The following is a 21,180-nucleotide window of genomic DNA, read 5'->3' on the forward strand; positions in this document are numbered from 1 at the left end:
GTTCGCCGGGCAAAGTGTAAAATAATGTCACCTCCCTGCCATCGGCGTGTGCCGCCATAAGATCGACGAATCATGAGCACACATGCGATTTCCAGGATTCACTTCGTCTGCCTTGGCAACATTTGTCGGTCTCCCCTGGTCGAAGTCGTAGCGCGTGAGCGCCTGCGTCGCATGGGTATGGCGATCGAGGTCGTTTCCAGCGGTACCGATGGATGGCATGTAGGGAAGGGGGCGGACGCACGCATGCAGGCGGCGGCTCATGCCGCCGGTTATGACCTAGCGTCGCACCGGGCCCGCCAGTTCGACGTCCGTGACTTGCCGCAATGCGATCTCATCCTGGTGATGGATCGGTCGAACCTGAGCGACATCCAACGCCTGGCCCAGCCTGTTCCGGTAGCTGGGGTGGCGCTGTTTTTGCCCTGGAGTGGCATCGACGAGCCCCAGGAATTCCCTGATCCGTATTACGGTGACGAGGCCGGTTTTGCCGCCTCCGTCGCGCTGGCTGAACGCGGAGTGGCCGGATTGATCAGCCGCTTGGCACGACGCTAAGCCGGGCCCCGTAGGCTTGACCGACCGGCTAGAATAGCCGAATGCAGCCCAGTCCCCAGCCACCGTTCGACGGCAAGGCTTTCGTCAAGACACTGACCAGTTCTCCCGGCGTCTATCGGTACTTCGATGATGGGGATGAACTCCTGTATGTCGGCAAGGCCGGCAACCTGAAGAAGCGTGTCGGCAGCTATTTTCTCAAGCCGAGGATGGAGCCACGCATCGCCTCGATGATCTTGCAGATCGCCCGCTGTGAAATCACGGTCACGCGCACCGAAGGCGAGGCCCTGCTACTCGAATCGCAACTGATCAAGTCGCTCAAGCCGCGCTACAACATCATGTTGCGCGACGACAAGAGCTATCCGTATATCTATTTGTCCGGCGGCGAGGATTATCCGCGACTTGCCTTTCATCGAGGCGCGCGCAATCTGCCCGGCAAGTTCTTCGGACCTTATCCGAGCGCTTACGCGGTGCGAGAAAGCCTGAACCTTATGCAGAAGCTGTTCAAGGTACGCCAGTGCGAAGATAGCTATTTTCGTAATCGTTCCAGGCCATGCCTACAGCACCAGATTGGTCGTTGTAGCGCGCCGTGCGTGGAACTGGTCAGCGTGGATGACTACCGCGATGATGTTCGTCACGCTGAAATGTTCCTTGAGGGCCGTAGTCGCGCCGTGATCGACGAACTGGTCGATTCGATGGAGCAGGCAAGCAAAGCGCTTGAGTTCGAGCGCGCGGCAGCAGCGCGTGACCAGATCTCGATCTTGCGCAAGTTGCAGGCCGAGCATCATGTGCAGGGCGCCAGCGCCGACATGGACGTGATCGCCTGCCGCATCGAATCGGGCCTGGCATGCGTGAGTGTGTTGTTCTTCCGTAATGGCATCAGCCTGGGCACCCGCGATTTCTATCCACGCCTGCCGCTAGATGCCGAGCCGGGTGATCTGCTGGGTCAGTTCATTGCGCAGTATTACCTTGATCGCCCAGTACCGCGCGAACTCATTCTGGGTGACGAACCGACCGACTGCGCCATCCTGGCTGACCTGCTGACCGAGCAGTCGGGGCATTCGGTCGAGTTGAAGACCAGCGTACGTGGCGAACGCGCGCGCTTCCTGCAAATGGCCGAGCGCAATGCGCAAGCGTCGCTGACTGCCCGTTTAGCCAGCCGGCAGACGCTGGGTGCACGTTTTGATGATCTGCAACGACTGCTGGAACTCGACGCTGCACCGCGCCGAATCGAATGTTTTGACATCAGTCACACGATGGGCGAGGCAACCGTGGCGTCGTGCGTGGTGTTCGGTCCGGAAGGGCCAGAAAAATCCCATTATCGTCGCTTCAACATTGCAGGCATCACGCCCGGTGACGACTATGCCGCCATGCACCAGGCATTGACCCGCCGGTTTCGCAAGGTCGCTGAGGGCGAGGGCGTCAAGCCGGATATTTTGCTGATCGATGGCGGTGGCGGCCAGGTATCGCAGGCGCTGGATGTGCTCAATGCCCTGGGAGTGGACGGTATCCGAGTGGTGGGCGTGGCCAAGGGGCCGGGCCGCCGCGCTGGCGAGGAAACACTGGTGCTCGCCGATACCGGCCGCGAACTGCATCCCGGACCGGCGTCCCCGGCCTTGCATCTTGTTGCAGCCGTGCGTGACGAAGCCCACCGTTTTGCCATCAGCGGACACCGCAAGCGGCGCGAGAAGGCGCGTGAACGGAGCGTACTGGAGGATGTCCAGGGGGTGGGTGCGCGTCGGCGCTCGGCCTTGCTCAAAGCCTTCGGTGGCCTTGCCGGGGTCGAGGCGGCAGGCGTGGAAGAGTTGATGCAGGTCAAAGGTATCGATCGTGGCTTGGCCGAGCGTATCTACGATGCCTTGCATGCGTGAATCTGAACCACATAACGGAATGGGTCCCGCCCATTCATGCGACACTTGAGCACTGAGTCCCCCAGGCCCTTGCCAAGGGCCCGGCGCCTCCCAGGAACGGATTGAATCGATGCGTATCAACTTGCCAACCTGGCTGACGCTTTTTCGTGTCGCGCTGCTGCCAGTGATGGTGCTTGTGTTCTATTGGCCGTTCCGGTGGCACAACTTCACCGCGGCGATCGTGTTCGTGCTGGCTGCTGTGACTGACTGGTTCGATGGCTATCTGGCTCGTCGCCTCAACATGACTTCGGCCTTTGGCGCGTTCCTCGATCCGGTCGCCGACAAGCTCATGGTAGCGGTCACCTTGTTCCTGCTGGTGGAATCGCACCGTGGTGGCTGGCCGGGTATCGTGATGGCGGTCACGGCGGCGGTGATCGTCGGTCGCGAAATCAGCATCTCCGCACTACGCGAATGGATGGCCGAAATTGGTATGCGTGCCACTGTGAAAGTGGCTTTCGTGGGCAAGCTGAAGACGGTGATGCAGATGTTTGCGCTGGTCGTGCTGATCGTGCAGCACGATGCCGAAGCCCTACGGCTTTACCACGTGGGTGAGGCCTTGCTGGTCATTGCCGGCATCCTCACGATCTGGTCCGGCCTGCACTATCTGCGGGCCGCTTGGCCGATGCTGCGTGGCGATGCGATGGCGGCAACATCCGATCGCGCCGAGCCCTGAGAATTTTTGCGACAGAGGCTTGACGGTACTTTTTTAATCGCTAAAATGCGCGACTCCGATGCGGGAATAGCTCAGTTAGTAGAGCACGACCTTGCCAAGGTCGGGGTCGCGAGTTCGAGTCTCGTTTCCCGCTCCAGTTTCACTATTGGCTCTCAGCGATAGTTTCAAAAAAGGCCCCGAGGGGCCTTTTTTGCTGTCTGGCTTTCATGGTGCATCGGGGGTGGAAGTCGATGTCGCGAGATCGGCCTTGATCAATTCAAGTGCCTTGGTCTTTTCTTCGCCCGGAGCTGTTTCGACGTCCGGCTTCACTCCTACGCCTTCCCATCCCTGTTCGGTACGTGGTGCGACCACCATCTTGACGGGAATGAAAGCGCGCATACCGTGGCCGAGATCGACGATGCTTCCGGCGATACCCGCACCTGCGGTGGTCTGGCCGACGATCGTGGCACGCTTGAGTCGCTGCATGGCATAGGCAAAGCCCTCGGTAGCCGATGCAGTGCGGTTGTTGACCAGAATGTATACCTTGGCGTTCGGCAAGCGCTTGCCAGGCACATAACTATAGGTCCATTCCTGGATATCTTTGCTGCGGTCCTTGTGAAAGCCGTTCAAATAGAACTGCTCGTCGCCGGTCCCGTAGAAATACGACGCGAATAGGCGGCCGATGGTGCCGCTGCCACCGGGATTGTTGCGGATATCGATGATCACGTACTTGGCGTGCGCGGCCAGCCCCATCGCATTGACGACGGCATCGTAGTTGTCCTGATCCTCACCCCAGGCGCCCTGTGACTGGATGTAGGCGCTCGCCAGATTTTTATCCAGTTCCACGGTTTCGATACTGGTGTCCTCGCCAGCAGGCTTGGCGCCATGGCCGGCGACCGGAGGAGCACGGAAGCGGCTTTCGCAATACACGCCCAAATGGACGTCCTTGTGGGTGGCGCGCAGTTCCTCGGTCAATTTCTTGCCGAAGTCGCAATGGTCCAGCCCTTCGTACCGATTAGACCTGGCCGCATCGGCAAGTGTCCTGGCGTAGCGCTTGGATAGATCGGGAAATGGATAGCCCTTGACCAGTTCCCGGCTGAGGGTCTTCATGACCTCGCGAGCGTCGGCATCGGACAATACCGGGTCTTGGGCATGCGCCGCCGTCATGGCGACGAGGGTGAGGCTAGCCAACAGGCCAGCAATGAAGGTGTAGGGGCGTGTACGAAGTCTTGTCATGAGTATGAACACGATGGCGGAGGAGGGCGGTGCTAACCCCCAGACATAACGATCTGGCGCCATACCGCGTCAATCCTGCCTTCTGGCAGGGGCTGTTTCGCCCATGGGATCAGGAGCGTCATATATCGGAAAAATTTCACGCCACCCCCTTCACAAATCCAGATGTTCTGATATGATTTCGAGCTCCGATGCGGGAATAGCTCAGTTGGTAGAGCACGACCTTGCCAAGGTCGGGGTCGCGAGTTCGAGTCTCGTTTCCCGCTCCAGTTAGTCAAAGCCTCGGTGCCCCCGAGGTTTTGTTTTATCGGTGCACAGAAGCCCTGATGGGCTTCTGTCGCATAGATGGCCAGGTGGCAGAGTGGTCATGCAGCGGCCTGCAAAGCCGTGTACGCCGGTTCGATTCCGACCCTGGCCTCCATCGCGATACGAAACGGCGCCCTGGTGGCGCCGTTTTTTTTGTGGTCACGGTTTCTCGCTTCAGGGCTATATACCGTTTCCGTGCGCTTCAGCACGAGGTGCTCTGGTGTGTCGCAAACGACATGCAATCGATGTGAGCTCGCCATCCATTCGTCAGAGCAATGCTAGTGCGTGAGTAAGGACATGCCTGCTCAATGTAGGGCGCATCGACGTAGGACTGGGCCCGTAAACGAACTTCGTCACTCGAGGGCGCTGTGGGGCGTTCCTACATGGAAGCCGGTGATGGGAAAGAATGCAGTGATGGTGCCCGGAGCGGGGATCGAACCCGCATACCCGCGAGGGTGAGGGATTTTAAGTCCCTTGCGTCTACCAATTTCGCCATCCGGGCGGAAAACCTGTTCGCGAGGCGGTGAATCCTAGCATGCTGGGCAGTGAGACTCATCTATGATGATTTGCCATGCTCAAAGCGAGTTAAGACCCGTCAACGTTGTCAGGTAATTCTGAAATTGCTTTCTGGGGCAACCAAAGGTGCTTTGTGGGCGCGCTTACGCTTGCAATGGCTTAGCGCGCATCCTAACTTCAAGGTACCTTACCCAGGGAGGGCATAAGAGTGATCAAGACAATACTTATCGACGACCATGAGCTGGTGCGCACCGGCTTTCGCATGATCTTGGACAAAGAACATGACATCAGCGTCGTTGCGGAAGCCGGGACGGCCGAGGAAGGGCTGCGTTTGATTCGTTCGCTGGAACCGAATATCGCACTGGTTGATGTGCACATGCCTGGCATGAGCGGCATCGAACTGACTGAACGTGTGGCGCGTGCCAAGCTGGAAACACGCATCATCGTGGTCACCGTTGTCGATGACGCGCGTTTTCCCAAGCGTTTACTCGATGCCGGGGCGCTGGGCTATCTCACCAAGGGCTGCGGAGCCGACGAACTGCTCGGTGCAGTGCGTCAGGTCGCTTACGGACGTCGCTATCTTGCGCCGGCAGTGGCTCAGCAATTGGCTCTGGCCACGCTGGATGGAGAGGGATCGCCCTTCGACAACTTGTCCAGTCGCGAGCTCGAAGTGGCGATGATGCTAGTGCGTGGTAAGCCGCTGACCACCATCGGTGAGCAGCTCAACCTCAGTCCTAAGACCGTATCGACTTACAAGCAGCGTCTGATGGAAAAGCTACAGATCGACCACGTCGTCGGTCTGGCGCATCTCATGACGGTGCATGGCTTGCTCGATACGCACAACAACCAGGTTGGCGGCTGAGAGCCGCTCGGACGCCAACAAAAAAGCCGGGCACATGTCCCGGCTTTTTTGTTGGCGTCGATGTCGAGGTCGCTCAGGACTGCTTGTCGGTATCGTGTTCCTGCTTATGCTTCTCTTCTTCGGGCGCGGCAGGGGCCTCGGCTGCCGGAGCTGAAGGCTCCTGGGTGGTATGGTGTACACCGGCATCGGCCAGCAGGTCACCCTGCGTCGGCGGTGCTACGACCTTCGGAGATTCCTGAGCGGTTTCTTGCGCCGTTTCCTGGGTAGTAGCCTGAGCCTCGGAAACCTCGACCACGGGAGGTGGTTCGACAGTGCGTGCTTCCCCGACGGGCTCCACCTTGGTTTCGATGGCTACGAGCTGCGGCGCCGCTTCGGCAAAAGCCAGCGTTGTATGCGCCAGCGGTGCCTGACCGTGGAAATCGATGGTCTGGTCTTCGCGGGCTGCTGCGGTCGCCGGCTCGGTCACGGGCGCATCTGCATGGGTTGAGGCGGAGATCACCGGGGTAGCGGCCTCGGCAACAGGTTCATGCGATGACGAGGCCGCCGTCGAGGTACTTTCCTCGACGCGCGCATTCGACGCTGCCGTGGGCGAAGGCTCAAGATGGTCTTGAGCGGCATGGCCTTCGGAGGTGTGTACGGTGATCGCATCTTCACTATTCGACTCGGCCTGCGGAATGGGCGGCAGGGCTGGCAAGTTGAATGAAGGGGCGATCGGTGCCGACGCATGGACTTCCGGGGGTGTTTCCAGATCTGTCCGAGTGGTCCGAATGGGCGCGGCAGAAATTGTTGTTGTGGCCTGACCGACAAGAGGATGTTCGCCACTCGCCTGTGTGTCGATCGCCGGTGCCTGTATCGGAGCCTGGGCGGCCTCGGTCGAAGTGACGGCCACGACGGCGGCCACTGCCGTTGAAACGGGGGCGGCGGCAACCGGCGTGTGCGTGGGTGCCTTTGCCTGTACCGGCTCGGAAACCGCCTGCTCCTGGCGGTCTTCGTCGTCCAGGTCGCTGGCGTCATCCACCGGCAGGCCATCGGTTTGTACGTTCTGCGCGGCGCCGTCTTCGTGGCGACGGCGACGGCGACCACCACGACGTCCACGACGACGACGTGCGGGCGCAGCTTCGCCTTCGGCGGATGTTCCAGTCTCGGCACCTGGCGTGGTCGTCGCATCGACGATCGTGGTCAGGGTGAGATCCTTGTCCCCTCCTGTCGCAGCCTGATCAAGCACAGCTGGCGAGGCCGCCTGGGCCGGGCGCGGGTTGCGCTCCTGCCTGGGTTGCTGGACCGATTGCAAGGCAGGGGTGGCTGGCTGTGGCTTGCGTTCGTTTTGCAGAGGCTGCTGGGCGGCGGTTTCCTGCGCGGCCTTGGGCTGGCGCTCCTGGCGTGTATTTTCCTGCTTGACCTGTGGCTGGCGTGGCTGCTGCGCTTCGTTGCGCTGCTGGCGTGGCTGCCCTTGTTGCTGGCTCTTGTCCTTGTCCTTGCCGGCCTGGGGTTGCTGCTGGCTGACCTTGGGCTGCTGTTGCTGCGCTTCACGCCGCTGCTGCTTGTTGCTCCCTTGCTGGTTGCCGCGATTACCGCGTTCGTCGCGACGATTGCCGCGTTGTTCGCTGCCGCGCGACTCCTTGCGCTGCGAGGGCGCTGCGGCAGGCGCCACCGGAGCCGGGGCGGGAGCTGGAGCGGCGAAGAGGCCGCGAATCCAGCCAAAAAGGCCGCCGCTGGCCGCCACGGGTGCTGCTGCAGGCTTGTTGGTCGTCGCTTGAGCGACAACCGGCTGGGCCGCCGCCTCTTCGCGCATGGGCGCGGGCGAGGCGGGCATGATGCCGCTGACGGCGGGCTGTTCGCTGCTGCCCAGCGCCTGACCCATCTTGGGGATGGGCGTGGATTCCACGGCGGTCAAACGTTCGTAGCTTGGCTTGCTGTGCTCACCCATGTCCGCTTCGCGGATGCGCTGGATCTCGATGTGCGGCGTTTCGAGCTTGTCGTCGGCAACGATGACCACATGCACCTTGTTGCGCAGCTCGATCTCCACCACGCTGGCACGCTTCTCGTTGAGCATGAAGTTGGCCACGCTCGGCGGAGCCTGCACCAGCACCTGGCCGGTGTTGTCCTTCATGGCATGCTCTTCGATCAATCGAAGGGTCGACAGCGACAGCGACTCCACGCCACGGATGTGGCCATGGCCCTCGCAGCGGGGGCAGACATTCTGGGTGGCTTCGCCCAGGCTGGGGCGCAGACGCTGGCGTGACATCTCCAACAGGCCGAACCGTGAGATGCGGCCGATCTGCACACGCGCGCGATCAAGCTTGAGGGCGTCCTTGAGGCGCTCTTCTACTTCGCGCTGATGCTTGGGGCTGTCCATATCGATGAAGTCGATAACGATCAGGCCGCCGGCATCACGGATGCGCAACTGCCGGGCGATTTCAACGGCCGCCTCGCAGTTGGTGTTGAAGGCGGTTTCTTCGATGTCGCTTCCCTTGGTGGCCTTCGACGAGTTGATGTCGATGGCGGTCAGGGCCTCGGTCTGGTCGATCACGATCGATCCGCCGGACGGCAGGCGCACGCTGCGCTCGAAGGCGCTCTCGATCTGGGTCTCGATCTGGTAGCGCGAGAACAGCGGGGTATCGTCGCGGTACAGCTTGAGCTTGCGCAGGGCATTGGGCATGACCTGCTGCATGAAGTCGCGGGCATCCTGGTACAGCGATTCCTCGTCGATGAGGATTTCGCCGATGTCGTTGCGCAGGTAGTCGCGCAACGCGCGGATGAATAGCTTCGATTCCTGGTAGATCAGGAAAGGTGCTTTCTGCGCACTGGCGGCCTGGGAGATCGCCTTCCACAGTTGCAGCAGGTAGTCCAGGTCCCACTGAAGCTCTTCGGCGTCGCGGCCCATGCCAGCGGTGCGCACGATCAGGCCTACATCGTCCGGTACGGTCAGATGCTCCAAGGCCTCCTTCAATGCCTGGCGATCTTCGCCCTCGATCCGGCGCGATACACCACCGGCCTTCGGGTTATTGGGCATCAGTACCATGTAGCGGCCGGCGAGGCTGATGAACGTGGTCAGGGCGGCACCCTTGTTGCCACGTTCCTCCTTCTCGACCTGGACCACGATCTCATGGCCTTCCTTGATCAGGTCGCGGATATTGGCCTTGTTCGGGTCCAGGCCCGGTGTGAAGTACTCGCGGGCAATTTCCTTGAGCGGCAGGAAGCCGTGGCGTTCGGCGCCATAGTCAACGAAACAGGCTTCAAGCGAGGCTTCGACGCGAGTGATGCGGCCTTTGTAGATATTGGCTTTTTTCTGCTCGCGGGACGGGATTTCGATATCGAGATCGTAAAGGGTCTGACCATCAACGATGGCCACACGCAACTCCTCACGCTGAGTTGCGTTGATCAACATACGCTTCATTGTAATTTTTCCTCGGCTCACCGCGCGTCGCGTGCCGCGGTGGCGCCAGAAGGGCGGCCTGCCGGGGATCGCGCCGCTGCGTTAAGCGGCTTGTGACGGAACCGTTTCTGGTCCCGGGGTGATTCTCTGGGTCACGCTCTTCTGTCGCAGTACCCCTCGATACCGGACAAACGACAACCCGAACCGTTACGATGAAAGGGAGCAGCGACCGGCTGCCGAATATGGCGGCCAGCGCTATCCTCGCCGGCGTCGCGGGCGGGCTGACCGCTCCAACCGAATTTTTCATCGGACGGGGCGCAGCGCCATCCGAGTATCCTATCTCGTCAGGTTTTTTTCAATGCAGACGGTAACTTCCCCCGACGCACCTCAAGGGGTGCGTCAAGTTCAAGTTGGCCCGGAAAGGGATGGCCAGCGCATCGACAATGCACTCATGACCCTGCTCAAGGGCGTGCCCAAGAGCATGATCTATCGCTTGTTGCGCACCGGGCAGGTGCGTGTAAATGGTAAGCGAGCCAAACCCGATACGCGTCTCGCCGAGGGTGATACGCTGCGCATTCCACCTGTCAGGGTGGCTGAGCGCCCGGTAGAGCAGGGGCCGCCCGAGCATCTTGTGACCAGCGTGACGGATGCGGTCATCTTCGAGGACAAGCATTTCCTGGTCATCGACAAGCCGGCCGGTGTGGCCAGCCACGGAGGCAGCGGCGTCAGTTTCGGTGCCATCGAACTACTGCGCGCGGCGCGGCCCCAGGAGCATCTGGAATTGGTTCATCGCCTGGACCGCGACACCAGTGGCGTGCTGGTGTTCGCCAAGACCCGCGCCGGACTGACCGGCCTGCAAGCGGAGATTCGTGCCAACACGGTGACCAAACAGTACCTGTGCCTGATGACCGGGCATCCGGACAAGGCGAAGTTCGACGTGAATGCGCCCTTGCTCAAGTCTGTGCTCCAGGGCGGTGAGCGGATGGTGCGAGTGGCCGAGAATGGCAAGCCCTCACTGACCTTCTTTCGCGAGATGGAACAATACCCTGGCGCTCGATTGATGCAGGCCACCCTCGGCACGGGCCGCACCCATCAGATCCGAGTGCATGCTCAGCATGTCGGGCACGCGCTGGCCGGAGACATCAAATATGGTGACCGCGAAGCCAACAAGCGTTTCAAGGAATGGGGCCTCAATCGCCTGTTCCTCCACGCCGCCCATATGAGCTTCGAAGTGGACGGCCGCGCCTATGCCTTCTCAGCGCCCCTTCCAGACGATCTGAAGCACTTCCTCGATGTGTTGTCCACCAAAGGCCCCAAGGGACGGATTCGCGGGCGCCATTGAATGCCTGAAGGGGACGCAAGCGTGTCGTCAGTGTCAGGCAGTCCACCAGCCTCGATGGCATCCTGCGAGATTGCGGCGCGGCGCAATCTCAACCATTGCGTCCCCGCCACTCATCACCATTTCCCGATCGCCTATAGGAAGAAGCGGCCGCTCACTTCGAGCGAGCGCAGTACCGGTCCGGCCAGTCCTGCCTCCACGATCAGCGCACAAGCGGCGTGGGCGATGGCGATGGGAGCGAGCGAGCGCGTGCGCAGGAAACACCAGGCCCAATAAAGTTCAGCCAGGAAGCACATCTGCATGAGCAGTCCGTTTGGGGTATGCAACAAGGCGAAAGTCAGTGCGGTGACCAGGACGCATAGCGCCGATGGCCAACGCCACTGTTCCCAGCGGCGCATGACCACCACCAGGATCAACCACTGTTGCAGGCTTGCCCATACCAGGTAGATCAGCACGTGGCGCCAGGGCAGGGGGCGCAGGTGATGTCCGTCGACCGCCAACACCATGACATAGGCTACGATGACCAGACCGAGCGGCCACAGCCAGCCATTTTTGTCGGGACCAAACCAGCGCCAAGTAACCGGTCGTGGCAGGTGCCACTCGCGCCATGCGGCGAAGCCCAACGCTCCTACGAAGCCGATGATGGCCGGTATCGAAGGGTGCAATTGCCATTGCAGGCCGATGATCAGCCAAAGCGGTCCGAGCACGATCAGCGCCAACGCGATGCTTTCACGCGTGCGATATTGCGCAGCGAACAGCAATGTCGCGAGGTAGAGCATGCAACCGGCCCACCCTAGCCACGGGAGCCAGGTCAGGCGCGGTGAAGGCGTCAGGGTCTGATTGTCCGTGGCGATGATGGCGCCCGGTTGTCTGGCAAGGATGTCGTCACGAAGGGTGAGCGCTTGCTCGGCGCTGGCACCTGTCGGAAGACGAATCCTGGGGGCGGCCTGTTCTGCATGCCAGTTCGCCAATTGCTGTCGCGCCTGGGCCACGGAGCCTTCCAGCATCAGGCTGGCTGTGGCAGGAGGAGGGATCGGCATGCCGGCTTGCAAGGTCACATCCTTGAGCAACCATGATGCGCCGGCGGGAATGATCGGCCGCAGCCTGAGCATCGTCGCGACCTGCGGCAGTTGACACAGTGGATGAGCAGAATCGGAGGAAAGCGCCTGCAAGTGGCCAAGATCCACACGAATTTCGTTCGAGTGCGTGGATAGCTCGGCAACATCGGCGATCAGACAACCTTTCTGCTCCGGTGTTTCCCACGACAGCCCAAGGCGACCTGGAGAGCTGCTTTTGGCGTGGATCAGCAAGGTGGACCAATGGTGCAGATCGACGGGGTGAGTCAGCGGCAAGCCGAGATCGAAGGGGCTGCCGTCCCCACTGACGCTGTCCAGACCGTCCACACCTACGAGGAGGTGTGCCTTGCCGAAGGCATGACCTGAGACCAGGTCCTGCGGATAGCGAGGCGACCAACGCCACAATGGCTCGTCGTGTTGCAGCAACCACAACCGCTGACGTGCATCGCGGTTCAGTTCGCCACGCACGATCCAGGCGGATGTGGCAGCCATGGTCCACAGCAGCACGGCAACCGCCAGCAGGAAGCTGGCGGACCAGGCAATGCGACGCAGGAGCGTAGCCGTCTTCAACGGGCTAGCAGGGCTTCCACGCGTGCCGCGCAGATGAAATCGTTCAGCGACAGGCCGCCCACGTCGTGAGTCGACCAGAGCAGATGGCAATGTCCATAACCGGCGTCTATATCCGGATGATGATCTTCATGGTTGGCCATGAAGCCCACGGCATTGATGAAGCCAAGCGTGCGATGGAAATCGTCGAACTTGAAATCCTTCACGATGGCCTTGCCATCGGCTGCCAGCGACCAGCCCGGAAGCTGCCCGAGCAGATCATCAATGGTCGTGCGGTCCAGTGCGTGTTCGGGACCCTTGCGTGGCTGGCAATGCTGTCGGGCAAGATCGGTCATGCGAAGCTCCAGTGCTTGAAGGCACCGAGTTTAAAGAAGCCGGTGCCTAAATGGCCCATGCACAGGTCATGGACGCGCATTTGCTGTGAAACAGTACTAAAATGGTGCTAATTCTCGCTGGCGCCGTTCCGGCCGCCGCGACGTCATCTGGAGCAGACATGATCGATATTTCCGAGCGCGCGCAACAGCATTTTCTGCGCCTGCTTTCCAGTCAGGGCATCGAAAGCCTGGGTATTCGCCTGAGTGTGACTCAGCCGGGTACGCCGGCGGCCAATTGCGAGTTGGAATTTTGCGAGTTGGCCGAACTTCGTGGCAACGAATGGACGGTCGAATGCAATGGCTTCGACTTCCATATCGATGGCCCTAGTGCCCCATGGCTCGATGGCGCGACCATCGACTATGAGCCCAACATCACTGGTGGCCAGCTGAACATTCGCGCTCCACGCATCAAGGGTGAATTGCCCGGGTTGGAAGCTGGCTTGGTCGAGCGTGTGCAGTACGTGCTGGAAGCCGAGATCAACCCGAAGATCGCGTCTCACGGCGGTCGCGTCAGCCTGCTCGAAATCGATGCCCAGGGTGTGGTCGTCTTGCAATTCGGCGGCGGCTGTCACGGCTGTGGCATGGTCGATGTGACGCTCAAACAAGGTGTGGAGAAGACCTTGCGCGAACGCGTACCGGAAATCACCGAAGTGCGCGATGCGACCGACCACACTGACGGCGCTAATCCGTATTACAGCAGGGCGGAGGGCCATTCGGCGTTGAGTTGACTGGAGCGAGAGCCCCGCACCGTTCGCGCCTGTGAAGCCGCTCTCTAACGTTTGCCATGAGGGGGCAGGAGTGGCGGCGCTTGCTGATTCGGCGCTCAAATTACTCTCTTCGCCCGCGCAACAACACGATAAGTCCGCCGGTAACGCACAAGCCAAGAGCAAGTCCCGCCGCTGCGCCCCAGACCGCACCGGTGTCGCCCCAGAAGGCCTTACCGATCAATACGCCAAGGACGAAGAATAGTGGAAGAGGTAGGCAACCCATTTTGAGAGATCGGCGCTGTCGGCGCTGAGGATTTCGCGCGCTGCGCCTGCTGTGAAAAACATGAGGAAAAGCGACGTTGTCGCCCTTGTCGCTAAAAGTCTTCGCCCCTCACCGGCTGCAACGCAGCCGACCTCACTTCTCACAGCCCGCGCAGCGGGCGATCTCACTTCCTAGTTTTTGTCGCCCTGGATATGCCCCTCCAGCGTATCGAGCTTGGTCGGCAGGCTGGAGAAATAGGCGGCCAGGTCCTCGATGTCCTGATCGGACAGCGTGGCGACGAAGCCCTTCATGATGGCGTTGGAGCGCTGGCCGCTCTTGTACTCGTGCAGCGCCTGTTGCAGATACAGGTTGTACTGGCCGGCCAGGCGCGGGTACTGCGGATCAACCGCATTACCATCGGTGCCGTGACAGGAGAAGCAGGTCTGTGCCTTCTGCTTGCCGGCATCGATGTGGCCTTCGGCCATCAGTTGGGTGGAGGCGAACGCCAACATGGCGCCAAGCGAAAGCAGGGAAAGCTTGCGGATCATTCGAAGGCTCCTTGACGGCTTACTTGGCCAGACTGGACAGATAGGCTGCGATGTCTTCGATGTCCTTGTCGGACAAGCTCTGCGCCTGCGCCGTCATCGTCGGGTGCTTGCGTTCGCCCGACTGGTACTCGTGCAGCGCGTTGATGATGAACTGCTGGTTCTGTCCGGCGATCTTCGGCACGGGGTACTGCGGATAGGCGTTTTCGTAGCCGACAACGCCATGGCAGCCGTTGCAGGTATAAACGAGCTTACGTCCGGCGGCCTTGTCACCTTCCGCATGCACCGTGGCGGTGGCGAGGAAAGTTGCGGCCAAGGTCAGGCCAAGCACTTGCAGTCGAGTCATCAAGGTCATTCCCACGATTCCGGCTGGTACATGGAGATTAGTCTCGGAAGTATAGTGGCTGCTTTCCAATCGGAACAATATCGGGCTCATGCTGTCCGCATCGAGGCCGGGGCGGAGGGGCGAATGTTGCGCAATCGGTTGAATCGTATGGCCTTGCTGCTGGCCTTGCTGCTGGCCTCGCTGTGGCTCATGCCGTTCGGTGCCAGCGCGGGCGACTACCGGATCGTCGGTTATGTGTCCGATGCACAGCCCCTGCCGGCGATCAGTCCGGACAAGATCGACGTCATCAACTTCGCTTTCGCCAAGGTCAGCCCACAAGGCGAGGCGGTACTGGAGAGCCCGACCGCGCCGGTTTCTCTGGCCGATCTCACTGCCTTACGCAAGCGCAATCCATCCCTGCGGATCGTGCTTTCGGTCGGTGGGTGGGGGGCGGGGCACTTTTCGGAGGCGGCGCTGGACGACGCTTCGCGTCAGCGATTCACCCGCAGCGCACTCGCGCTGATAGAGAAATACAACCTCGATGGCGTGGATCTTGACTGGGAATATCCGACCCTGGCAGGCCCAGGCATCAGCCATCGGCCGGACGACCGCCGCCATTTCAGTCTGCTGCTGGAGAAGCTGCGTGCCTCACTGGACAAGTTGGGCCATGAGCATCAAGGCAGGCATTACCTGCTGACCATAGCCGCTGCCGATAGCGAATTTGTCGCGGGCATCGAGTTGAAACGAGTGGGACGAACGCTGGACTGGTTCAATCTGATGACCTATGACTTCCATACCAGCCTGACGCCAACGACGGGACATCACGCCGGCCTCTTTCATTCGCAATGGACACCGGCTGACGATCGTTCCGGCGACAAGGCCGTGCAACAGTTCCTTGCCGCGGGCGTGCCGGCGAAGAAGCTCAATCTGGGCGTTGCCTTCTATGGACGCGCGTTTGCTGGAGTCACCGCAGAGCATGACGGTGTACAGCAGCCCTACACCCAATTCATTGGCGCGCCTTCCTGGGACGAACTCAACGCGCAGTACATCGACAAGCAGGGCTATGTACGTCACTGGGATGCCAAGGCGCAGGCTCCTTGGCTCTGGAATGCCCAGACGCACACGTTCATCAGCTACGAAGATCCGCAATCACTCGCAGCCAAGACGGCTTACGTCAAAAGCCACGGGCTTGGTGGTGTGATGTATTGGGAGCAGAGCCTGGATTCCAAGCAGCAGTTGCTTGATGTGCTGGTCAAGGGGTTGCGCGGGCCTTGACGTGCGGGCGGGAAGGGGCTAGTAGCGAGGGTGTAAGTCCGAATGCTTGACTCAAGCCGTAAGGCCCAGGGCGAGCCATTGAAGTGGTTGGATTACGTACGAGCTGGCGCCCTGGATACTCATTCCTCTTCCCTAAGACGCGCAGGCCTACATCAAGCTCTTGAGGATATGGAAGCCGGCGCTGTATTCACCGACGATCGTGCCTGTGCACACAAGGAAGAAGTTCAATAGCGTTCGTGCCACGCGATTTTTCCACCAGCCGCTCCAGTGTGTGATGTCATCTCGCAGTGATTCGAAGTCGGCCACGCGTGGTTTGCGGATCCAGGCCTCGACCATGGCACTGATACCGCCGGAGGGAATACCTGGCCGGAAAGGCTTGATCGGGCCGGCGACAAAGGCAGCCACCACGCTCAGAGGATGGCCGCCTGCGAGGATGGCGCCGAGTGCCGACAGGCCACCGGTGAACAGCACCCAGTTGCGCAAGGCATCGGCACCCAGTGCGGTGTTCTTATGGAACGCGAAGGCGATGGCCGCGAAGATCGCAATGACCACACCCAGCGCCACCCATTTTGGCCAGCGTGATTTGGGCGGGGCCTTGGCCAGTTCCGCGGCAGTAAGGATCGGATCTTCCTGCTGATGGCGCAACTGTTCGCCCATGCCTTTGAGGTGACCGGCGCCGATGACCACCAGGACTTTACGGCCACTGCCGAAACCGGCGCGCTCGGCATGCTCGCGCAGGCGCGCAGCCATGAAGCTGTCTCGTTCGGCGATCAGGCTGCGATAGAGAGGAGCCGATTCACTGGCAAATTCACTGAAGGCGCTTTCGAGCATGTCGCCTTCTTTGAGCTTCTCGATTTCCTTTTCATCGATGGCCTCGCGTTCGAATACGCTGGCCATGAGGCCTGCCATCAGGCCAAAACGTTTCCAAAACCCCACGCTATGCCAAGCCCGGCGCAACGTGGTGCCCACTTCGCGATCGATCAGCCATACCGGCAGGTTGCGCGTGGCGCCACCTTCCATCGCCGCCTTCATTTCCGCACCGGGTTCGATGCCATGCTGGTCGGCCAGGCGTTTCTGGAAGGTGGATAGCACCAGGCTCGCTGCAACCATGCCGACCTTGCCTTGGCGGATCACCTGCAAGAGATCCATCTGCTTGAAGGCCTCGGGATCGCGCATGCCTTGGGCGCGACTGTCGCACAGCTCCACCGCCACCGCATCGAAGGTTTCCTGCTCAAGCAGGGCCTGTACCGCTTGCACGCTGGTCAGCGACACATGGGCCGTGCCCAGCACCACATATTCCACGCCGTCGCGTTCGATACGCTCGATCGGTTGGCCGTCGAGGGCGGAGGATGGCAGTTCGGTGATTTCGGTCAGGCTCATGCGCTCAGTCGTTGAGAAATCTGGAGTTCATCCATGGGGCCGGCGCAAGGATGGCACAAGTTGCGCCGGCTGGGGTTCAGTCGCGAAAGCGCTTGAGCAGGTCCTGGTAGGCATCGATACGGCGATCGCGCAGGAAGGGCCAGATGCGACGGACGTTCTCGCTGCGCTCCATGTCGATCTCGGCCACGAGCAGTTCACGACGGTCGGTACCGGCCTGGGCCAGGAACTCTCCCTGGGGGCCGGTCACGAAGCTGGTGCCCCAAAACTGAATGCCGGCGCCCACATGAGCTGGGTCGGCTTCATAACCGGTGCGATTGCACGCAAGTACCGGCAGGCCATTGGCTACGGCATGGCCGCGCTGCACGGTGACCCAGGCATCGCGCTGGCGGTCCTTTTCGGGTTGCGCATCGTTCGGGTCCCAACCGATGGCGGTGGGATAGAGCAACAGCTCGGCACCGGCCAACGCCATCAAGCGAGCAGCTTCTGGGTACCACTGGTCCCAGCACACCAGCAGACCCAGACGCCCCACTGAGGTGTCGATCGGCTCGAACCCGAGATCGCCCGGCGTGAAGTAGAACTTCTCGTAGAAGGCCGGATCATCCGGGATGTGCATCTTGCGATACTTGCCGGCGATGCGGGCGGAGCGATCAAAGACCACGGCGGTGTTGTGGTACAGGCCCGCGGCGCGCTTCTCGAACAGCGAGGCGACCACGACCAGCTTGAGCTCCTCGGCCAGCTTGCCCAGGCGTTCGGTGCTCGGGCCGGGGATGCTCTCGGCGCGATCGAACTCATCCACGGATTCGTGCTGGCAAAAATACGCGCCATTGTGTAGTTCCTGCAGCAGAACCAGTTCGGCACCAGCGGCGGCCGCTTCGCGCAGGCCGGTCTCGATCGCATCGAGGTTGGCATCGCGGGTGCCGTGGTCGGTTTCCTGCAGCAAGGCGACTTTGAGGGTCTTGCGGGTCATTGCGGTATGTCCGTTACGTCGTTCGGCACGAGGCCGGTTGGAACTGATCAATGGTCAGGTCAGGCCAGCGGGCAGTTGCATGGTGATGCAATGCAGGCTGCCGTTCTGCCAGATCAATGGGCGGCACGGAACCTGCACCACCTGGCGATCCGGATGCGCGGCTGCGACCACCCTGGCGGCTTCATCGTCGGCCTCGTCGCCATAGGCGGGGATCAGTACCGCGCCATTGACGATCAGGTAATTGGCGTACGACGCAGCCAGCCGGCGCCCTTCATCCAGGATCGGCCTGGCCCAGGGCAACGGATGCAGTTCGTATGGCTTGCCCTGGCGGTTACATAGCACTGCCAGTTCGCCGGCCATCCGCTGCAATTCGTCATGGTGCGGGTCCTGGCGGTCGTTGCAGGCCTGGAACACGATGCGATCGCCAGGCGCAAACCGCGCCAGCGTATCGATATGGGCGTCGGTATCGTCTCCTTCAAGATAACCATGATCGAGCCAGAGCACGCGGTCGGCGTGCAGGCTCTGTTCGAGCATGGCGGTCATCTGCTCGCGTGACTGTTCCGGATGACGCTGCTTGAGGCAGCGCCAGGTCGTCAGCACGGTGCCTTCGCCATCGCTTTCGATGCCGCCACCTTCCAGCGCCCAGTCGATGCGCTTGTGGCTGGCATCGCCAAACACGCCGGCCTGGGCCAGGCCATGTACCAGCGCATCATCCTGTTCGGCGCCGAATTTGCCGCCCCAGCCGGTAAAGCGGAAGTCGGTGAGCTGGAAATCACCCTGGGCATTCTTGAGCGTGATCGGGCCGGAGTCGCGCAGCCAGGTGTCGTCATAAGGCAACTGAACGAAGCGCAGCTTGTCCAAAGCCACGCCCTTGCCGTCGAGCTGGCGTTGCACATGCTCGCGCAACGCCTTATCACTGACTACGATGATCAATCGCTCGAAGCGCGTCACTGCCGCCGCCAGCGCGACATAGGTGGTCTCCACCTCGGTCAGGCGATCAGCCCAGTCAGTGCCGGCATGCGGCCATGCAATGAGCACGGCGCCCTGGGGCTCCCATTCCGCCGGCAGGCGCAGGGTCGAGTCGGTCATGGGAATCTCGTCGTGAAGATAGGAACAAGCGCCCGATTGTACGGGATGGGTGTGCGGGAGTTGTGACCATGCGCCAACCGCGCCAGCTGTCCCGATTGGCAGGCTTATCCACAAAAAAAGGACCGCCAGTCGCGGTCCTTCCAGGCCAGCCTTGTTGCCGGCGTCAGTTGGCGCTTGACGGGTTGCGGTTGTTGCCGGCCGGAGTGTTGAGTACCGAGTGGATCACATGGCTGTTTTCGAAGTACACGATGAAGTTCGCGTAATCCCAGCGATTGATCACAGGGTGCTTGCGGCTGTCGCCACCGCGCGGCTGGAGCTTGCGCTGCGGCGCGCCAAACTGCTTTTCCACCTGGCTCATGCTCATGCCGCGGCCCGGCAGGTTCATGCCTTGCTCTTGCTGCACGCGATTGACCAACAGATTGTCAGCCTGGGCGGCGACCGGCGTCAGGGCGATAGCCAGCAGGGCAGCCAGCCCCAGGCGATTGTAGAACGTATTCATGGAGGGTCCCCCGCTCAAAGCGTTGCCGCGTCGTTTTAGCAGAACTGCATGGCTACCGCCATCGTCGCTTGCAGGCAATGCGATGGGGTAGGCGTTGTCCACCCAGTTTCAAGGGCGTGAGGGGACGGGCGCCTGGGTATGGCGTGATAGGGCCAGGGATTGGGAATCGGTTGTGGGGGACGGATAGCGGGATGCTTGGATGAGTGGTGTCGTGCGTTTTACCGCCGCGCCGGACTGTTGGACGCACCGGGCTTGCCTATGTCGCTCTAAACTTGCGCCCCCATCCCCATCCCCATCCCTGGCGCCATTCCCAGCGGTTATCATGGCCGATTGCCTGTTCCGCTGAGCCTGTGAATCATGATTGCCTTTCGCCATTTCGCGCTGCGCCGTGGCAGCCGCCTGCTGCTTTCCAACATCGACCTGGTGATCCAGTCGGGATGGCGCCTGGGTGTGGTCGGTCGTAACGGTTGCGGTAAATCCAGCCTGTTTGCAGCGCTTCAGGGCAAGCTCGAGGCCGACGCCGGTGAGCTGGATATGCCCGCCCGCTTGCGTTTGGCCTCGGTGGCGCAGGAAACGCCGGCCTTGCCTGATCCGGCCATCGACTATGTGATGGGTGGCGACGAGGAACTGGCTGTGGCGTTGCGCGACGAGGCCGACGCCCAGGCCCGGGGGGACACCGAGGCCATGGCGCGGGCGCACCATCGCATCGAGGAACTGCACGGCTACGATGCACGTGCTCGCGCCGGGCGCTTGCTGCATGGCCTGGGCTTCTCACCGGAAACCCACGAGCGCGCGGTGCAGGAGTTTTCCGGTGGCTGGCGCGTTCGCCTCAACCTGGCGCGTGCGCTGATGGCCCCCTCGGAGTTGCTGCTGCTGGACGAGCCGACCAACCATCTCGACCTCGACGCCGTGCTATGGCTGGAAGAATGGTTACGCCGATACCAGGGCACGCTACTGGTGATCTCGCACGATCGCGAATTCCTCGATGGCGTGATCTCGCATACCTTGCATCTGACCGAGGGGCGAGGGCGCCTCTACGTCGGTAACTACAGCGCCTTCGAGCGCCAGCGTGCCGAGCACCTGCGCCAGCAACAGATTGCGCACGACCGCGAACAGGCCGAGCGGGCGCACCTGCAATCGTTCATCGACCGCTTCAAGGCCAAGGCCAGTAAGGCCAAGCAGGCGCAGTCGCGCGTCAAGCGGCTGGAAAAGATGGCCGGGACCGAAGCGGTACGTGCCGAGCGCGCCTTCCGTTTTGAGTTCGCCATTCCCGAACGCTTGCCTGATTCGATGCTGCAGCTCGAGGAGGTCGAGGCTGGCTATCCAGGCGACGGGGATGCGGCGCCGACCGCTATCCTGCATGACGTGCGCTTT

18 protein-coding genes and 4 tRNA genes are annotated in these 21,180 nt (G+C 61.3%); 11 read left to right on the plus strand and 11 right to left on the minus strand.

From position 1 onward, the window contains the following. Positions 1-72: 72 nt before the first annotated feature. The 4 genes from VF436_RS01800 to VF436_RS01815 all read left to right on the plus strand — a co-directional run bounded on the left by VF436_RS01800 (position 73) and on the right by VF436_RS01815 (position 3,265). Entirely contained in the window at positions 73-549 is a 477-nt protein-coding gene (locus VF436_RS01800) for a low molecular weight protein-tyrosine-phosphatase (RefSeq protein ID WP_330902265.1), read from the plus strand. Positions 550-590: 41 nt separating this feature from the next. Beyond that, a complete protein-coding gene (gene uvrC, locus VF436_RS01805; protein WP_330902266.1) occupies positions 591-2,417 on the plus strand; it encodes an excinuclease ABC subunit UvrC in 1,827 nt (608 codons plus the stop codon). 109 nt (positions 2,418-2,526) lie between these two features. After that, positions 2,527-3,129 carry a CDP-diacylglycerol--glycerol-3-phosphate 3-phosphatidyltransferase gene (pgsA, locus tag VF436_RS01810; RefSeq protein WP_330902267.1) on the plus strand — a complete coding sequence of 201 codons (603 nt, stop codon included), beginning with the start codon at positions 2,527-2,529 and terminating at the stop codon, positions 3,127-3,129. A 60-nt stretch (positions 3,130-3,189) separates the two neighbouring features. Continuing rightward, a tRNA-Gly gene (locus VF436_RS01815) sits at positions 3,190-3,265 on the plus strand. Positions 3,266-3,333: 68 nt separating this feature from the next. Here the strand turns inward: VF436_RS01815 and VF436_RS01820 are convergent. Continuing rightward, the gene (locus VF436_RS01820) at positions 3,334-4,344 is read right to left on the minus strand and encodes a S41 family peptidase (protein ID WP_330902268.1); all 1,011 of its coding nucleotides are present in this window, start codon (positions 4,342-4,344) and stop codon (positions 3,334-3,336) included. Positions 4,345-4,534: 190 nt separating this feature from the next. Here VF436_RS01820 and VF436_RS01825 point away from each other — a divergent pair. Together VF436_RS01825 and VF436_RS01830 are read left to right on the plus strand one after the other, a co-directional pair. After that, positions 4,535-4,610, plus strand: a tRNA-Gly gene (locus VF436_RS01825). Between the two features lie 78 nt (positions 4,611-4,688). Further along, positions 4,689-4,762, plus strand: a tRNA-Cys gene (locus VF436_RS01830). A 300-nt stretch (positions 4,763-5,062) separates the two neighbouring features. Here the strand turns inward: VF436_RS01830 and VF436_RS01835 are convergent. Further along, a tRNA-Leu gene (locus VF436_RS01835) sits at positions 5,063-5,149 on the minus strand. Positions 5,150-5,371: 222 nt separating this feature from the next. Here VF436_RS01835 and VF436_RS01840 point away from each other — a divergent pair. Further along, a complete protein-coding gene (locus VF436_RS01840) occupies positions 5,372-6,025 on the plus strand; it encodes a response regulator (protein ID WP_330902269.1) in 654 nt (217 codons plus the stop codon). 73 nt (positions 6,026-6,098) lie between these two features. On the opposite strand, the gene VF436_RS01845 is transcribed toward VF436_RS01840, so the two are convergent. Then, the gene (locus VF436_RS01845) at positions 6,099-9,422 is read right to left on the minus strand and encodes an Rne/Rng family ribonuclease (RefSeq protein ID WP_330902270.1); all 3,324 of its coding nucleotides are present in this window, start codon (positions 9,420-9,422) and stop codon (positions 6,099-6,101) included. Positions 9,423-9,759: 337 nt separating this feature from the next. On the opposite strand from VF436_RS01845, the gene VF436_RS01850 reads away from it, so the two are divergent. Further along, positions 9,760-10,743 (plus strand): RluA family pseudouridine synthase, encoded by a 984-nt coding sequence (locus VF436_RS01850; RefSeq protein ID WP_330902271.1) that lies wholly within the window; start codon positions 9,760-9,762, stop codon positions 10,741-10,743. Between the two features lie 131 nt (positions 10,744-10,874). On the opposite strand, the gene VF436_RS01855 is transcribed toward VF436_RS01850, so the two are convergent. Both VF436_RS01855 and VF436_RS01860 read right to left on the minus strand, forming a co-directional pair. Beyond that, positions 10,875-12,386 carry a type II CAAX endopeptidase family protein gene (locus tag VF436_RS01855; RefSeq protein WP_330902272.1) on the minus strand — a complete coding sequence of 504 codons (1,512 nt, stop codon included), beginning with the start codon at positions 12,384-12,386 and terminating at the stop codon, positions 10,875-10,877. Then, complete coding sequence (locus tag VF436_RS01860; RefSeq protein ID WP_330902273.1) at positions 12,383-12,718, minus strand: 4a-hydroxytetrahydrobiopterin dehydratase; 336 nt, start codon at positions 12,716-12,718, stop codon at positions 12,383-12,385. The genes VF436_RS01855 and VF436_RS01860 overlap by 4 nt, the downstream gene beginning before the upstream one ends. Before the next feature lie 158 nt (positions 12,719-12,876). Between VF436_RS01860 and VF436_RS01865 the strand changes: the two genes are divergently transcribed. Then, positions 12,877-13,485 (plus strand): NfuA family Fe-S biogenesis protein, encoded by a 609-nt coding sequence (locus VF436_RS01865; RefSeq protein WP_330902274.1) that lies wholly within the window; start codon positions 12,877-12,879, stop codon positions 13,483-13,485. A gap of 432 nt (positions 13,486-13,917) precedes the next feature. On the opposite strand, the gene VF436_RS01870 is transcribed toward VF436_RS01865, so the two are convergent. Together VF436_RS01870 and VF436_RS01875 are read right to left on the minus strand one after the other, a co-directional pair. Beyond that, positions 13,918-14,274, minus strand: coding sequence for a cytochrome c (locus tag VF436_RS01870; protein WP_330902275.1), 357 nt, complete (start codon positions 14,272-14,274; stop codon positions 13,918-13,920). A gap of 19 nt (positions 14,275-14,293) precedes the next feature. Continuing rightward, entirely contained in the window at positions 14,294-14,617 is a 324-nt protein-coding gene (locus tag VF436_RS01875; protein WP_330902276.1) for a cytochrome c, read from the minus strand. Between the two features lie 123 nt (positions 14,618-14,740). Between VF436_RS01875 and VF436_RS01880 the strand changes: the two genes are divergently transcribed. Next, positions 14,741-15,871, plus strand: a complete 1,131-nt coding sequence (locus VF436_RS01880; RefSeq protein WP_330902277.1) for a glycoside hydrolase family 18 protein — start codon at positions 14,741-14,743, stop codon at positions 15,869-15,871. A gap of 147 nt (positions 15,872-16,018) precedes the next feature. Here the strand turns inward: VF436_RS01880 and VF436_RS01885 are convergent, their stop codons facing one another. The 4 genes from VF436_RS01885 to VF436_RS01900 all read right to left on the minus strand — a co-directional run bounded on the left by VF436_RS01885 (position 16,019) and on the right by VF436_RS01900 (position 19,806). Then, positions 16,019-17,251: a TraB/GumN family protein gene (locus tag VF436_RS01885; protein ID WP_330902278.1), complete on the minus strand. Its 1,233-nt coding sequence runs from the start codon at positions 17,249-17,251 to the stop codon at positions 16,019-16,021. A 76-nt stretch (positions 17,252-17,327) separates the two neighbouring features. Beyond that, positions 17,328-18,218 (minus strand): carbon-nitrogen hydrolase, encoded by an 891-nt coding sequence (locus VF436_RS01890; RefSeq protein WP_330902279.1) that lies wholly within the window; start codon positions 18,216-18,218, stop codon positions 17,328-17,330. A gap of 54 nt (positions 18,219-18,272) precedes the next feature. Next, a complete protein-coding gene (locus tag VF436_RS01895) occupies positions 18,273-19,307 on the minus strand; it encodes an agmatine deiminase family protein (RefSeq protein ID WP_330902280.1) in 1,035 nt (344 codons plus the stop codon). A 163-nt stretch (positions 19,308-19,470) separates the two neighbouring features. Then, positions 19,471-19,806, minus strand: a complete 336-nt coding sequence (locus VF436_RS01900) for a hypothetical protein (protein ID WP_330902281.1) — start codon at positions 19,804-19,806, stop codon at positions 19,471-19,473. A gap of 357 nt (positions 19,807-20,163) precedes the next feature. Here VF436_RS01900 and VF436_RS01905 point away from each other — a divergent pair. Then, positions 20,164-21,180, plus strand: a 1,017-nt coding sequence (locus VF436_RS01905; RefSeq protein ID WP_330902282.1) for an ABC-F family ATP-binding cassette domain-containing protein, incomplete at its 3' end; no start/stop codon positions are given.

This window comes from Dyella sp. (assembly GCF_036384435.1).
GTDB lineage: Bacteria > Pseudomonadota > Gammaproteobacteria > Xanthomonadales > Rhodanobacteraceae > GSA-30.

What these genes read in the sequence shown, in the direction of transcription:
- VF436_RS01870 (WP_330902275.1), bottom strand. Translation starts at nt 14,274, where the DNA reads ATGATCCGCAAGCTTTCCCTGCTTTCGCTTGGCGCCATGTTGGCGTTC.
- VF436_RS01880 (WP_330902277.1), top strand. Translation starts at nt 14,741, where the DNA reads ATGTTGCGCAATCGGTTGAATCGTATGGCCTTGCTGCTGGCCTTGCTG.
- VF436_RS01800 (WP_330902265.1), top strand. Translation starts at nt 73, where the DNA reads ATGAGCACACATGCGATTTCCAGGATTCACTTCGTCTGCCTTGGCAAC.
- VF436_RS01875 (WP_330902276.1), bottom strand. Translation starts at nt 14,617, where the DNA reads ATGACTCGACTGCAAGTGCTTGGCCTGACCTTGGCCGCAACTTTCCTC.
- VF436_RS01890 (WP_330902279.1), bottom strand. Translation starts at nt 18,218, where the DNA reads ATGACCCGCAAGACCCTCAAAGTCGCCTTGCTGCAGGAAACCGACCAC.
- VF436_RS01820 (WP_330902268.1), bottom strand. Translation starts at nt 4,344, where the DNA reads ATGACAAGACTTCGTACACGCCCCTACACCTTCATTGCTGGCCTGTTG.
- VF436_RS01860 (WP_330902273.1), bottom strand. Translation starts at nt 12,718, where the DNA reads ATGACCGATCTTGCCCGACAGCATTGCCAGCCACGCAAGGGTCCCGAA.
- VF436_RS01865 (WP_330902274.1), top strand. Translation starts at nt 12,877, where the DNA reads ATGATCGATATTTCCGAGCGCGCGCAACAGCATTTTCTGCGCCTGCTT.
- VF436_RS01885 (WP_330902278.1), bottom strand. Translation starts at nt 17,251, where the DNA reads ATGAGCCTGACCGAAATCACCGAACTGCCATCCTCCGCCCTCGACGGC.
- VF436_RS01845 (WP_330902270.1), bottom strand. Translation starts at nt 9,422, where the DNA reads ATGAAGCGTATGTTGATCAACGCAACTCAGCGTGAGGAGTTGCGTGTG.
- pgsA (WP_330902267.1), top strand. Translation starts at nt 2,527, where the DNA reads ATGCGTATCAACTTGCCAACCTGGCTGACGCTTTTTCGTGTCGCGCTG.
- VF436_RS01850 (WP_330902271.1), top strand. Translation starts at nt 9,760, where the DNA reads ATGCAGACGGTAACTTCCCCCGACGCACCTCAAGGGGTGCGTCAAGTT.
- VF436_RS01900 (WP_330902281.1), bottom strand. Translation starts at nt 19,806, where the DNA reads ATGAATACGTTCTACAATCGCCTGGGGCTGGCTGCCCTGCTGGCTATC.
- VF436_RS01895 (WP_330902280.1), bottom strand. Translation starts at nt 19,307, where the DNA reads ATGACCGACTCGACCCTGCGCCTGCCGGCGGAATGGGAGCCCCAGGGC.
- uvrC (WP_330902266.1), top strand. Translation starts at nt 591, where the DNA reads ATGCAGCCCAGTCCCCAGCCACCGTTCGACGGCAAGGCTTTCGTCAAG.